11 protein-coding genes are annotated in these 12,993 nt (G+C 33.5%); 4 read left to right on the plus strand and 7 right to left on the minus strand.

Features of this window, described 5'->3' with window-relative positions:
* Positions 1-232: 232 nt before the first annotated feature.
* Positions 233-2,308: a methyl-accepting chemotaxis protein gene (locus tag LB941_RS04805; protein WP_253359954.1), complete on the minus strand. Its 2,076-nt coding sequence runs from the start codon at positions 2,306-2,308 to the stop codon at positions 233-235.
* Between the two features lie 185 nt (positions 2,309-2,493).
* On the opposite strand from LB941_RS04805, the gene LB941_RS04810 reads away from it, so the two are divergent.
* Positions 2,494-2,712, plus strand: a complete 219-nt coding sequence (locus LB941_RS04810) for a CsbD family protein (RefSeq protein ID WP_253359955.1) — start codon at positions 2,494-2,496, stop codon at positions 2,710-2,712.
* 96 nt (positions 2,713-2,808) lie between these two features.
* On the opposite strand, the gene LB941_RS04815 is transcribed toward LB941_RS04810, so the two are convergent.
* The gene (locus LB941_RS04815; protein ID WP_253359956.1) at positions 2,809-3,735 is read right to left on the minus strand and encodes a LysR family transcriptional regulator; all 927 of its coding nucleotides are present in this window, start codon (positions 3,733-3,735) and stop codon (positions 2,809-2,811) included.
* Positions 3,736-3,855: 120 nt separating this feature from the next.
* On the opposite strand from LB941_RS04815, the gene LB941_RS04820 reads away from it, so the two are divergent.
* Complete coding sequence (locus LB941_RS04820) at positions 3,856-5,019, plus strand: cobalamin-independent methionine synthase II family protein (protein ID WP_253359958.1); 1,164 nt, start codon at positions 3,856-3,858, stop codon at positions 5,017-5,019.
* A 208-nt stretch (positions 5,020-5,227) separates the two neighbouring features.
* On the opposite strand, the gene LB941_RS04825 is transcribed toward LB941_RS04820, so the two are convergent.
* The 5 genes from LB941_RS04825 to LB941_RS04845 form a co-directional block, all read right to left on the minus strand.
* On the minus strand, positions 5,228-6,397 hold the full coding sequence (locus LB941_RS04825) for a DUF998 domain-containing protein (RefSeq protein WP_253359959.1): 1,170 nt from the start codon (positions 6,395-6,397) through the stop codon (positions 5,228-5,230).
* A gap of 152 nt (positions 6,398-6,549) precedes the next feature.
* Positions 6,550-7,428: an alpha/beta hydrolase gene (locus tag LB941_RS04830; protein WP_253359960.1), complete on the minus strand. Its 879-nt coding sequence runs from the start codon at positions 7,426-7,428 to the stop codon at positions 6,550-6,552.
* Between the two features lie 6 nt (positions 7,429-7,434).
* Positions 7,435-8,223: an alpha/beta hydrolase gene (locus LB941_RS04835; RefSeq protein ID WP_253359961.1), complete on the minus strand. Its 789-nt coding sequence runs from the start codon at positions 8,221-8,223 to the stop codon at positions 7,435-7,437.
* Between the two features lies 1 nt (position 8,224).
* Positions 8,225-9,688 (minus strand): sucrose phosphorylase, encoded by a 1,464-nt coding sequence (gene gtfA / locus LB941_RS04840; protein ID WP_253359962.1) that lies wholly within the window; start codon positions 9,686-9,688, stop codon positions 8,225-8,227.
* A complete protein-coding gene (locus LB941_RS04845; protein ID WP_253359963.1) occupies positions 9,685-10,632 on the minus strand; it encodes an alpha/beta hydrolase in 948 nt (315 codons plus the stop codon). The genes gtfA and LB941_RS04845 overlap by 4 nt, the downstream gene beginning before the upstream one ends.
* Before the next feature lie 210 nt (positions 10,633-10,842).
* On the opposite strand from LB941_RS04845, the gene LB941_RS04850 reads away from it, so the two are divergent.
* Positions 10,843-12,222, plus strand: coding sequence for a glycoside-pentoside-hexuronide (GPH):cation symporter (locus tag LB941_RS04850; RefSeq protein WP_253359964.1), 1,380 nt, complete (start codon positions 10,843-10,845; stop codon positions 12,220-12,222).
* Positions 12,215-12,991 (plus strand): alpha/beta hydrolase family protein, encoded by a 777-nt coding sequence (locus LB941_RS04855; RefSeq protein WP_253359966.1) that lies wholly within the window; start codon positions 12,215-12,217, stop codon positions 12,989-12,991. The genes LB941_RS04850 and LB941_RS04855 overlap by 8 nt, the downstream gene beginning before the upstream one ends.
* Positions 12,992-12,993: the final 2 nt, after the last annotated feature.

Here is a 12,993-nt window from a genome sequence, read left to right on the forward strand (position 1 = left end):
CACTCCCATATCTATAATAAATTGTATTTTAGCAGAATATATAATTAAACAAAAGAAATATATCCGAAATTTTGAAATGGGATGTTAAAAGTAAACTTATTAAGTTAAAGTTGACTAATATTTAATCTATAAACGAAGTTATCAAAAAAGCGATTGTTTAGAGTTAGCTTATAATGCTAACTTTAAACAATCGCTTTTGTCTTTTACTGTACTAGATGCAATAGACTATTATTTAGTTTTCAGTTTTAAAGTTATCAGCAGTCTTTTTAAGGTCTTCTGCAGTAGTTTGTAATTCGGCTACGTGAGTAGTAAATTCCTCCATTGTTGCTAAAACTTCTTCAGAGTTGGCAGATACTTCCTCTGTTCCGGCTGAATTTTCTTCAGTTGAAGCTGAGATGTTTTCCAAATTTTCCAAAACAGAACTTTGAACATTAGCTATTTGTTTGCTAGCAGCTTCTATTTCTTGAATGTCCTGGTTTAGTTGCTTATTCAATTGGTAGACATCTTTCGATGAAGTGATTGCTTGCGTGATTAATTTGCTTTGTTTCTCACCACCAGCGACAGAAGAAGAGGTTCTTTGGACCATTTCTTCAGAATCAGTCCGGATTTTTTCAACAATTTCACCAATCTCTTTAGTTGAATCTTTTGTTTTATCGGATAATTTGCGAATCTCAGTTGCAACGACGGCAAAACCTTTACCGGCTTCTCCAGCACTTGCAGCCTCAATCGAAGCGTTTAAAGCCAAAAGATTAGTTTGGCGAGAAATGTCATTAATAACATTAATAATTTTACTAATATTTTGAACCTGGTTGTTTAATTGTTCCATACTGTGCATAAGTTCTTCCATTTTACCAAGCTCATATTTCCAATTAGATTCTACTTCCCCAGAAATTTCAATATTTTGCTGATTCATATCACCAGAATGAGCAGAACGAGCTGTCATTTTTTCAACTTCTACACGTAAATTATTAATAATTTTTGATAAGTTCTTTAGTTGGGAAACACTACTTGCTGTTTCTTCAGCTTGAGAACTAGTAACTTCTGCGATTCCAGTAATTGTCTGAGCGACTTCTTCGGTTGCTTTATCAGTTTGTTTAGAGAGCTGGAGTAGTGATTCAGAACGTTGAGCAACAGTATTACTACCATTTTTTACATCTGCAAGTAAAGCAACAACCGAATCTACCATTTTGTTGTAGCGATAGGCAATTTGATTAAATTCTTGTCCATCTTTTTCAGGTGCTGCCATTTTTTGCCCAACACGTGAAATATTCATTAATAATGCTGGAGAATAGTGTTCTTTAACTGGTTGGATTTTTTCAAAGTGACCATCACCAGCTTTTTCAAAACGTGCAATAAATACTTTTGCTGTTGAACGTAATGAACGTCCAAAGTAAACGCTAAGTAAGAAAACAATAAAAATCATAAACAATGCTACAATTACGGAAATAATAATAAGTGCATGTAATTCAGTGTTGGAGTCGTTGTGTTCGACTACAGCAAAGGCCCAAGTTATACTGTTTGAACTCGTGCCACGATTATAGTATATCTCGCCAATATTACTATCGTTTATATGCAAGGTACCAGAATTCTTTTTGGCAGCAGCTATTTTTTTAAATATCTCTTTTGATTTGATGCTTTGTCCTGCTTTAAAGGTATAATTTTTAGATTTACCTTGCGAAACAATAACAGTTCCATCTTTTGAAACCAAAGTAACGCTACCAGTACGTCCTATTTTTAATACAGAGACAGTTTTTGCAACATTTGCATATGAAACATCTATACCAATAACACCAACCTGGCCACTGCTATTTTTAACCATGATTGAAGCTGTGGTAACCATTTGTCCAGAACCTGCATCTTTATAAGGTGTAGTCCATACAACTTTTCCGGGAGATGCTATAGCTTTTTTGTACCAAGGCCGAGTGCGAGGATCATAGCCTTTAGGTAAAGTAGTAAAGGTAATCATTTCACCTTGAGAGGAGCCAAACTCCAACTGTTTAATTTGCGAATTCCCAATTTTGGTCATTTTTAAATAGTTTCTAATTTTAGTTGAATTAAAAGTTTGGCCATCAAACAATGACGTTGCAGCTAGATTTTTTAACGCAGATTCTGTTGAATTACGCAGATTGGCTCTATCTGACATGACCGCAGAAGTAGCACTTTGTTGGCTTAATAAATTACGCTTTGTTAGTAAATCACTGGTTGTTATATATGAACTAACCAACATGACAACGATTGTTAATAGAGTAATAGCAATTAGTAGGACGCTGACGTAGCCACCCATACTACGGCTTTTTTTCTTTTTCATAATATTTTTCTCTCCCTTTAAGCATTAAATAATTAAATGCAACAATAGAAACATTATCGACTGTTTTTTTAAATAGTTAAGGCTTTTGTTTTTGAATAATAAACTAGTTTTAAGCAGCAAAATTGCTTCGATAGGGTTTTCATTGCTATAATTAAAGTATTCTAAAAGACAAAGGAGGAGTTTATATGAGTTCAGAAAAAAAGTTTGAAAATACAAAAGACAAAGTATTTGGTAAAGCAAAAGAAGTTGGGGGAAAAGTTACCAGAGATAAAGAACTTGAAAGCGAAGGAAAAGTGCAAAATGCTTTTGGCAAAGTCAAAGAAAAAATTGATGATGCGAAGGATACTGCGAAAGGGGCTTTAAAAGAAGCTAAGGAAAAACTGGCAAAAAATGATAAGGAATAATATCAAACGACAAACCTCTTAATTCTATTGTGAAAATTCAACAAATAGAATTAAGAGGTTTTTGAATAAAAAACTATGTAGGAGTTAAGTGACAGCTTAGTTATTAATAATGTTAAACCCATAATTTTGGATATGTTGTTTTAACAGTTTTAAGTAAAGTGTGGCAGTTGTACTTAGTTCGATTTTTTTGTGCTTTAAGTAACCCAAAGTCATGCTATCTTTCACATTTAATGGAATAGCGACAATTTTTTCATCATTTAATTCACTACTTATGATACCTGAACTAATAGTGTAACCATTTAATCCCACCATTAGATTAAAAATAGTTGCACGATCACTAATTTGAATTGATTTTTTGTGTTCTAATGTACTTAAAATTTCTTCTGAAAAATAAAAGGAATTAGTATCTCCTTGTTCGTATGAGAGATAAGTATAGTCTTCGAGGTCAGAAAGTGTAAGTTGCTTTTTTTGTGTTAGTGGATTATCACGACCAACAAAAACATGAGGTTTTGCAATAAATAAAGGAATAAATTCCAGATTTTTTTCCGCAATAAGCCGAGTTAAAACGGTTCTATTAAAATCATTTGTATAGATGATGCCCAACTCACTGCGAAAGGTTTGAATATCATTCAAAACATTTTCTGTTTGTGTTTCACGCAAGGTGAAGTTATATTCATCTTCACCAATTCTTTTAACCAACTCAACAAAAGCATGAACAACAAAAGCGTAATGTTGACCAGAAACACTGAAAATTTTTTTTCGGATGATATCTTTACCAAAACGTTCATCTAATAGATTAACTTGATCTAAAATGCCTCTTGAATAGTTAATGAATTCACGACCTTCATCTGTCAAAGTAATGCCTAACTTACTTCGATAAAAAAGTTGGATTTTATATTCTTTTTCTAGTTCTTTCATTGCTTGTGAAAGAGAGGGTTGGCTGATAAATAACTGCTTAGCAGCTTCATTAATTGAACCTGTTTCAGCTATTTTTTCCAGATAGTGTAATTGCTGGATGCGCATAATTTATCTCCTTTACGTTATAGGTAATACCTATTATATCACTAAATTAAAAAGTATTATCTAATATAAACTAGATTTGTTACACTGTATTCAAGTTAAATTTTTAGGAGGAAATTATAGATGACTGTAGACAGATTTCAATTAGTAGGTTCATTATTACGTTCACCAGAATTATTAGAGTATAAAAATAAAATTGAAGAACGAGATGATATTAAATATCCATTTTATGATGATTTTAAAGGTTATCAGGAAACGGAAACAACCGCAATTACCAAGATTATCAACGATCAATTAGAACATGGAATCAGTGTCATAACAGATGGAGAATATTCCAAATCAATGTGGCATCTTGATTTTATTTGGGGATTTTCTGGTATCGAACGTTACATTACGGATCATGGCTATACGTTTGAGGATTTAGACGGCGGTCATTTTGAAACACGGAAAGATATTGGTATTCGAATCACAGCGCCTTTATCAGGAAAAAAGCATCATTTTATTGATATTTTTAAAGAAGTACAGGCACAAGCAAACAATCAACCAGTTAAAACAACTGTTTGGGGAGCAGCGCATGCGATAACAGAGCTAACTGTTTTTGATAAATTGTATGGAAAAGGGCAGATTTATGCAACAAAAGATGAATTGAAAGCCGGCGTTCTTACAGCTTATAAGGAGTTTTTAGATGATTATGTTGCTGCCGGGGGAAAAATCATTCAATTTGATGATTGCTTATGGGAACTTTTTGCAGATGATAATAAACAAAGTTTTTTTGCAGACGGTAATGATAAACTTGAAGATTTAGCTGATGAGTTTATTGCTATTAATAATGAAGTAATTGATTATGGACATGAATTAGGTTTGAAGGTTTGGACGCACAATTGTCGTGGAAACTATGAAAGCCGGCATGCAGCAGGAGGCTCTTATAAAGCAATTGCTGAAAAGTTCTTGCGTGATCAGCATTATGATCGCTTTTTCTTAGAATGGGATGATGAACGTGCTGGTGATATTTCAGCACTTGAGGTCTTACGAGATAAAGCTAATGTAGAAGTGGTACTTGGATTGCTTTCAAGTAAAACTAATACGCTTGATAACGAAAAAAGGGTATATGATTTACTAGATAAAGCAAGTAAAATTATTCCAAAGGAGCGGTTGTATCTATCACATCAATGTGGATTTGCTTCATGTGATTCTGGAAATGAATTAACAATTGAACAACAGTGGGCAAAAATTGAACAAGGGCAAAAAATTGCGAAAGATTTTTGGAGTACAGTAGTTGTTAAATAATAGAATGATAGTTTGAGCTATAAAGTAATACCTATAAAGAAGCTAAGATTAATTCTGAATATAAATTATAAGAACTGGATCATAATGGAATGAAAGACTTCCATTATAATCCAGTTCTTATTTTTATTACGAGATTGTATTTTCTTTTAAAACTAACTTTTTCCAAACTTACTCTTACGATTAGTCAAGAGCTTTTATAATAAAATCTTTAATTGCGTATATTGATAGATACTACAGTTTCATTACGAGTATCAACCAAAGATTCAATTTGGTTAAATAAAGCTAATAACCAACCAAATGCAAGAAGAAAAGCAATTATTTCAAAAGCAGTAAGCGAAAAATAACCGATAAAGCGGAATAAAATTTCAGCAACTACTAATGATAGCCCTACACCGTATGAAAGATATAAAAACTCACGTGTAATATTGGGTAACAACCAACGAATACCTAGAATTAACATAAGAATAAAATAAATTAAAAAGAATGCGACTCTATCATGTAGCATATGAGATGAAGCATTGTTTGGGAAAACCCCGACTAAAGCCAAATTAATTGCTACTAGTGTTAGCAAAATACGTAGAATAAAAGTTCTCCATGTGTGATGGAAAACGGTATGCAAAACAACAAATAGATAATCAATTAAAGCAAGCATTAGGAGGGCAGACAAAATTAATGTAGCATTAAACTGCCAACCACCAGAAGCTTTGTTAGTCCCTAGAAAACTGAGGTTATGCTGCCACCAATAGCGATTTGTATTAACTGCCATTGAAATAACAACTCCGCTAATGATAACTAAGGTAAAGACCGTTGATAGAATGCTCACATCAATGATTAACGCAAAATAAATCATTGATAGATTTACAAACATACAGAAAATAAATAAAATAACACTAGCGGTAAAACAATCAAATGTAGCACCTTTGAATAAAATACCTAGCAACCACATGCAACCACTCAACAGTAAAATTAAAATTAGTGCAAAAGATGCAACAATTACTGGAAAATTACGCCAATAAATGTTTTTAGCAAAAGTGTTATGTGGATTGTTTCTATCTAAGATGAAAAAAAACATGAAAAAAAGTGTTCCTAAAAGGCCGCCGATGATGATAATGCTGGTTGCTAAGGAATAATTGCCAGTTAGTTTGACTGAATACATCTTTTCCCAGTTGCAATAAATATAGTAACCTAAACTTGTTAAAAAAGTAATTAATAGTATCCAAAGTCGAAATTTTTTTTGTAGAAAATCTGAATTTGAATCTTTAAATTGAACTAATAATTCACCCCTCCGAATACTGAGAACTGCTGTTTTTTTATTTTCTAGTTGAAGCTTATTAGAAATATCAGCAGGAATATTCAATTGAAAATCTTTATTTTTCATTCTTCCCCTCCATAGTAAAGCATTACTTCTATTATACCAAAATTAAAATAGATAGATAAAGAAGTTTGGGATTTTGTAAATACAACAAAAAACCTCTTTCAATAGTTAGTGTTAACTTGAAAGAAGTTTTTATATAATATTAGTAAAAATAGTTAATTTAAAATAGATTTTACAAAATCAGCAAAAGACTTTTCACCCGTACCCATTTTCACTACGGTAAAACCATGATATGAGTCAGGATAGCGGCATACAGTAACTCGAACAAAGGCTTCAGTTAGATGTTGTGCAAAATTTTCGGCTTCATCACGTAAGCTATCAAATTCGGCTGTATGAATTTCTGTTTCAGGGAAATTGCGTAATTCATCTTGTGTAGCTAAGATTGGAGAAATTAAACAATTACCTGTTAATTTTTGGGTGGAATCACTTAAATAAAATGAATTCATTAAACGTGATTCTTCAACTGGTATTCCTTGACCGTTAGGGTAATTTTTTTTAGCAGCATCAGTATCCAAATCAAGTACTGGGAAATCCAGTAAAAGTTTATCAGCTAGTTTAAGTTGCTTTCTTTTAGCAAGCAACTGCGTTGTAACGGCCAGATTGCCACCAGAGCTATGTCCCATAACAACTAGCTTTTGTCCTATAGAACTAAAGTCTTTATAGTGTTCTTGAACATAGCTAAAAGCTGCAAATGAAGCATTGACGGCAGAAGGAAATGGATGTTCAGGAGCTAAAGGATAGTCAACATCAATTACTGTGTAATTAGTAGCAAAAACGAGTGATTTTACAAAAGCATGATCATGTCTAGTCCAATGATGCATAAAGCCGGAGCCGCGAAAGTTCAAAATGACACCTTGGCTTGGCAGATAGGCGGGCTTATAAACCAAAAGAGCGACAGGATCTTGATTTGAAACATTAACAATTACCTTAGTTTGAGTTAAATTTGTTTGCTGTTGTTCTGGTAGTGGAAATACTTGTGAATCATTACGTTCACGAAGTTTTTTAGCTTGTGCTAGTAATTCTTCTTTACTCATAATAGGTTACCTCTTTTTTGAATGTTCTAGCCAGATAAAGGCTGCTTCCAATTGTTTATCCCAAAAATCCCAATCATGAATACCATCTTCTGCAATCCAAGTGTGATTAGTTGTAATTTTTTTTGTAAGTAGATTACTAAAATCGACATTTTGTTTATACAAGGGATCTTGTTTACCACAAGTAGTATAGATCTTTAAAGGCCATTTTTTAGCATCATAGTTAGCTAAACTAGCGACTAACGACAAAGGTGGAGCTGTTAAGTCTTGATCATGAAAGACCAAATCAAAATCGGGCATGGCAAAAATATCTCGTTTTTGATAAAAATCTGCAAGATCAACTACACCAGATAAAGAGATAATATGACTAAACTTCTCAGGTTGGTTTAATCCCCATTTTAAAGCGCCATATCCGCCCATAGAATTACCAATGACAACATTATCATTTCTATTTTCACTCAACGGAAATAATAAGCGCATGCGTTTAACAAGTTCATCGGTAATAAAGTCCCAATAGTTAGGGCCAAAAGTCATATTATTATAAAAACTGCGATTAACATCAGGCATGACAATTGCATAACCGTACTCAGTGGCATAGCGTTCTAAACCAGTCATTCGATACCAATCAGTAGCATCGCCAGAAAGTCCATGCAAAAGCCAAACTGTTTTTAAAGGTGTCTTATGGAGTGCTGCATAATCAACGCTGCCATCGCTTTCTCTTTTTTCAGGTACAATAACATTTACTTCAGTCATTTTGTTTAAAGTATTAGAAAAGTAATGTAAATTTATAAAAGCCATATTAATTCTCACCCACTACTAAAATATTTTGTGATGTTTCATTTGTGATTTCGTTAATTGAAAAATGATAATTATTAAGACTAGCATGCAAAATAGCTTTGACACAACCAGCTTCATTTGAACGTACTATTTCTAATATGCCATCATCTAATAATTTTGCAGTTACTTTGCCCGTTAATTCAAAAGCGGCTGAAGTATTTCTATATTCTAATAATTTTAGTAATTGTGCAACGACAGGTTTTTGTAAAGCTGAATTTATTTCAGCTTGGTCATAAAAATGTCGATTTATATCACGACCTTCTTTAGTTTCTTCAACTAAATCAATGTCGTTTTTACCAGCTAATAAACCAACATAATATATTTGAGGAATACCGGGGGCAAAAATCTGAATAGCTCGAGCTAATAAGTAGGCTGCGTCAGAATTACCAACTGCCGAATAAAATGTTGTATTTAACTGATAGATATCCAGATTGTGGTAGGCAGAACTTGAGTAAGCACGTTTAACATTTGCGCCTACTTCATAAAGACGATTAACCGTATAGTCAAGTTGTTCATCGCTCAAAATCCCCTTACCATCGACCACGCCGATTCCATCATGGGTATCTAACGTAGTGAATTGATGCATACTAGCTTGATTGAGCCATGAGACTAAAGCATCCCCTTGGTGTGAGTAAAGAGCGTGCAAAACAACAATTGGCAAGACAAAGTCGTAACTAAAGTAACCTTTTTCAACAATCTTTTTATTATAACTATAGTGTTCATGAATTTCTGGCAACACGAGTGCATCTGCTTTATTGGCGGTATTTGCTATATCTTCAAGTAATTGCCAAACTTCAGGTTCAACAAAAAAGTCACTAGTATCTAGTTTTTTAATTGCATATGCAAAAGCATCTAGGCGAACAATTTTAGCACCATGCTGAATTAAATTAGAAACTTGATGATGGATAAAATCTTGGGCTGTTTTTTGTGTTACATCTAAATCAAGTTGCTTTTCGCCAAAAGTATTCCATATTTTTTCGGTCTTACCATCTGCAAACATAATTTCTTGATAGGGGGCACGGTCTTTTCGCTTATAAATCAAATCAATATCAGCTTGAGTCGGACGATTTTTAGGCCAAAACTTTGACCAATTCAAAAACATATCTTTAAATTTAGAGTCTTGATGATATTTTACATAGTCTTGAAATTCACTTGAGTCAGGTGAAAGGTGATTGACCATAAAATCAACCATCACATCTTTTTGAGCAGCAATCTTTTCAATGTCATTCCAACTTCCAAATGCTTCGTCAACTTCATAATCAATAGGTGCGAAGCCGGCATCACCACTAGAATGATAAAATGGCAGAATATGAACACCGCCAAATGCATTTTTTAAGGGGCCATTTAAGATATTTTCTAAGTCAGCTAGATTAGAACCTAGTCGATTAGGATAGGCAATTAAGATGGCTTTATTTTTAATTTTCATAATTTATCTTCCTTTACAATATTATCTTTTAAAAAGTTAAGAACAATTTCTTGCGCTTTAGGTGACCAAAAAGCATCTGTTCCGTGATTACTGCCTTCAACTGTTACAAATTGATTTTTAATTCCAAATTCATCTAGTTTTTCTTTCAGTAGAATGCTTTGCTGGAAAGGAACAATCATGTCCATTGTCCCATGGAAAATTAAAAACGGAGCAAGTTTCTTTTTTAAGTGATTCCGAGGATCAGCCAGCTTAATTAAACTAGAATTTTGATTAATTTGTTGATGATTAAAGTAAGCGCCTACCCAACTGTTTCTAGAACGGTGTTCTTGAATGGAAGGGGCTAAATCTAGTTCTTGCATGGCAGTTGGACCATAAAAATCAATAACACCGTTGAAGTGACGTTGCTTCGCTTTTCCAGTAAAGAAAAATGAATCATTTTGAGTAATCGCTGTCATTATTGCTGTATAAGCGCCTGAAGATTCACCCCATAAGAATAGTTGTTTTACGTTAATGTGGTACTGTTCTGCATGTTCTAAGAGAAAATCAATAGCACAGTTTGTATCACGAATAGTTGACGGAAAAACTCCGCCGGCTTCAGTCCCTTGATATCCAATTGCAGCAATTACGTATCCTTTACGTGCAAATTCAACTAAGTGGGGGATGTGAAGCCCAATTTCTTGTTTGGCGAATGCAGATCCTTGAATCCAAAGTAATAATGGAAACTTACGTTGATCATTAATGCCCGTTTCAGGAACGTAAACAGGCGGCATAAGTATATCTAACTTTAAATTAGGATTACTAGAATTATATGCAATATCTGTAAAGCACATAGGAAACTTTGGTTCGTCATCTCCCTTAAGTTTTAATGAATTGGGTACAATTGTTTTATCTTCTGGGAAATCGTTGATAGAAAATGGATCTAAATATTTACTGTTGGCTGTCAAAGTGCCACCTCCTTGATAATACATTATATATAATAATAACGTTTTAAAACAATGTCAAGCGCATGACATTTAATTATTCTCAAATATATATGCGTTTCTTTTGGACATGAAAAATAATAATATTTTTTTGTGACGTACGCTTGACATAAAAAAGATAACAAGATATACTTCTATCTGAAAACACTTTCATTATATTTAGGAGGAATTACAATGGAAAACAAATTAAAACTTTCCAACAAAGTGGCATATGGTTTTAGTGATTTTGGCAATAATTTAGTTTTCGTTGCTGCAACGAATTACTTGATGTTCTATTATACAGATGTTGCGGGTCTCAGTTTAGCCGCTACAGGTATTTTATTTTTAATTATTCGTATTTTCGACGCTTTCGCAGGCCCAATCTTTGGTATTTTAGTCGATAGAACCCAAACTAGATTTGGTAAAGTTCGTCCTTGGTTTTTATGGATGTCAATACCATATGCAATTTCTGCGGTGCTCTTATTTTCAATTGGTTTCTTTCCAGCTAGTTCAAGATTATTATTGGCTTATATAACATATGCTGTTTTTACAATTTGTTATGCAGGATTAGGCACAGCAATTAATGCTATTTTGCCAAGTTTGTCAGCAGATTCAAATGAACGTGCATCTGCAAATATGTTTAGAAATATCTTAGGACAAACAGGTGGCTTGATTTCTGGTTTAGCTATTTTACCGTTAGTTTCACTATTTGGTGGAACTAACAATTCAAAAGGTTTTGCAATTGGAATGGGAATTTTTGCTATTATTTTGGTACTTTCTGAAATGTTTACTTTTGCTAAGGTACGTGAAAATGTTACTCCCGAACAAGAAAAACCTGTACCTTTACATCAAAGTATTAAAGCACTTGTTCCTAATACTCCTTGGTGGGTAATCATTATTACAAATATTATTATCTTTATAGGTGTTGTTGTAAAAAACTCTTCGATGGTTTACTTCTTCAAATATGTTTTGAACAATGAGCAAATGTCATCAATTGCTAATTCTATTAGTGCTTTAGCTATGATTGTTGGCGCAATTACGATTCCGGTTTTGATTAAGAAATATCCAATGCGTTCAGTTGTTGTAGCCAATTTAGGAATTGCAGTTTTGGGACAGGGTGTACTATGGGTAGCAGCAAGTAATCTGTCAATGGGGATTGCAATGTTAGGAGTTGCCGTTTCAGCATTTGGTTTAGGTGCAGCACAAAGCTTGATGTTTGTTATGACCGCTGAAACAGTAGATTATGGTGAATGGAAGTTTGGTGTACGTGCACAAGGCTTGTTAACATCTGTTTCAGCAATTGGTGCAAGTATAGGTGCTGGATTAGCTGGGGTTATTAATAGTGAAATTTTAGCTGCATTTAAATTTGTACCAAATGTTCAACAATCAGCATCTGGTATTATGGGTATTAATATTTGCTTTATCTATGGACCAGCATTAATAGATGCAATATGTGCAGCAACTATTTTATTCTATACTTTAGATAAAGTGAGCCAAAAAATGCATGCAGATTTAAATCAAAAGCGTCAATTAGAAATGAAACAAGTTTTTGAAGGGAATGGGAAAAATGATTAGTTATTTAAGCACTGAGGTTAATGGATTGACATTGAGAGGAACTGTTCATATTCCGGATGATGCAACTAAGCCAATGCCAACAGTATTAATGTTTCACGGCTTTGGAGCTGTAAGAGATGAGTATTTTTGCTCATTTGTACAGATAAGTCGATTGTTAGCCAAAAAAGGTATTGTAGCAATTCGCTTTGATTTTTCAGGCCATGGAGAAAGTGATGGAAACTTTCTTGACTATACCTTTAGCAATGAAGTTTTTGAAGGAACTAAACTAGTCGAATTTGTAAAAACATTAGAGTATGTGGATTCCGACAAGGTATCATTATTAGGAATGAGTTTAGGTAGTGTTGCAGCAAGTATGGTTGCAGGATTGATGAACGATAAAATTGCGGGGCTATGTATGTGGTCACCAGCAGCAGTTTTTCAAGATGAGATTTTAAAAAACAAAACGTTACAAGGAAAATCAATTGCTGAAGTGGCTGAAAAAGGTTATTTCGATTTTAATTCGCTTAAGTTAGGGAAAAACTTTTTTGAAGATTTAAAGAAAGTAGAAATATACCCAACTGCACAGAAATATCAGGGAGTAGTTAAAATTATTCATGGAAAAGATGATTGGATAGCACCTGTGGAATATGCACAGAAGTATGTAGCGACATATCAACAAGAGGTTGATTTAACCGTCATTGATGGTGCTGATCATAGTTGGGGTGATGTTGTGACAAGAGAGCAATTATTTAACACAACGCTTACTTTTTTTGATAAACTATATAGATAGAG

Origin of the sequence: Ligilactobacillus ubinensis, from assembly GCF_024160875.1 — a bacterium.
In the GTDB taxonomy this organism is placed as follows: domain Bacteria; phylum Bacillota; class Bacilli; order Lactobacillales; family Lactobacillaceae; genus Ligilactobacillus; species Ligilactobacillus ubinensis.

Excerpts from the sequence above, each read along its gene's own strand:
- LB941_RS04805 (WP_253359954.1), bottom strand. The coding sequence starts at position 2,308 with ATGAAAAAGAAAAAAAGCCGTAGTATGGGTGGCTACGTCAGCGTCCTA.
- LB941_RS04835 (WP_253359961.1), bottom strand. The coding sequence starts at position 8,223 with ATGGCTTTTATAAATTTACATTACTTTTCTAATACTTTAAACAAAATG.
- LB941_RS04855 (WP_253359966.1), top strand. The coding sequence starts at position 12,215 with ATGATTAGTTATTTAAGCACTGAGGTTAATGGATTGACATTGAGAGGA.
- LB941_RS04820 (WP_253359958.1), top strand. The coding sequence starts at position 3,856 with ATGACTGTAGACAGATTTCAATTAGTAGGTTCATTATTACGTTCACCA.
- gtfA (WP_253359962.1), bottom strand. The coding sequence starts at position 9,688 with ATGAAAATTAAAAATAAAGCCATCTTAATTGCCTATCCTAATCGACTA.
- LB941_RS04825 (WP_253359959.1), bottom strand. The coding sequence starts at position 6,397 with ATGAAAAATAAAGATTTTCAATTGAATATTCCTGCTGATATTTCTAAT.
- LB941_RS04810 (WP_253359955.1), top strand. The coding sequence starts at position 2,494 with ATGAGTTCAGAAAAAAAGTTTGAAAATACAAAAGACAAAGTATTTGGT.
- LB941_RS04830 (WP_253359960.1), bottom strand. The coding sequence starts at position 7,428 with ATGAGTAAAGAAGAATTACTAGCACAAGCTAAAAAACTTCGTGAACGT.
- LB941_RS04815 (WP_253359956.1), bottom strand. The coding sequence starts at position 3,735 with ATGCGCATCCAGCAATTACACTATCTGGAAAAAATAGCTGAAACAGGT.
- LB941_RS04850 (WP_253359964.1), top strand. The coding sequence starts at position 10,843 with ATGGAAAACAAATTAAAACTTTCCAACAAAGTGGCATATGGTTTTAGT.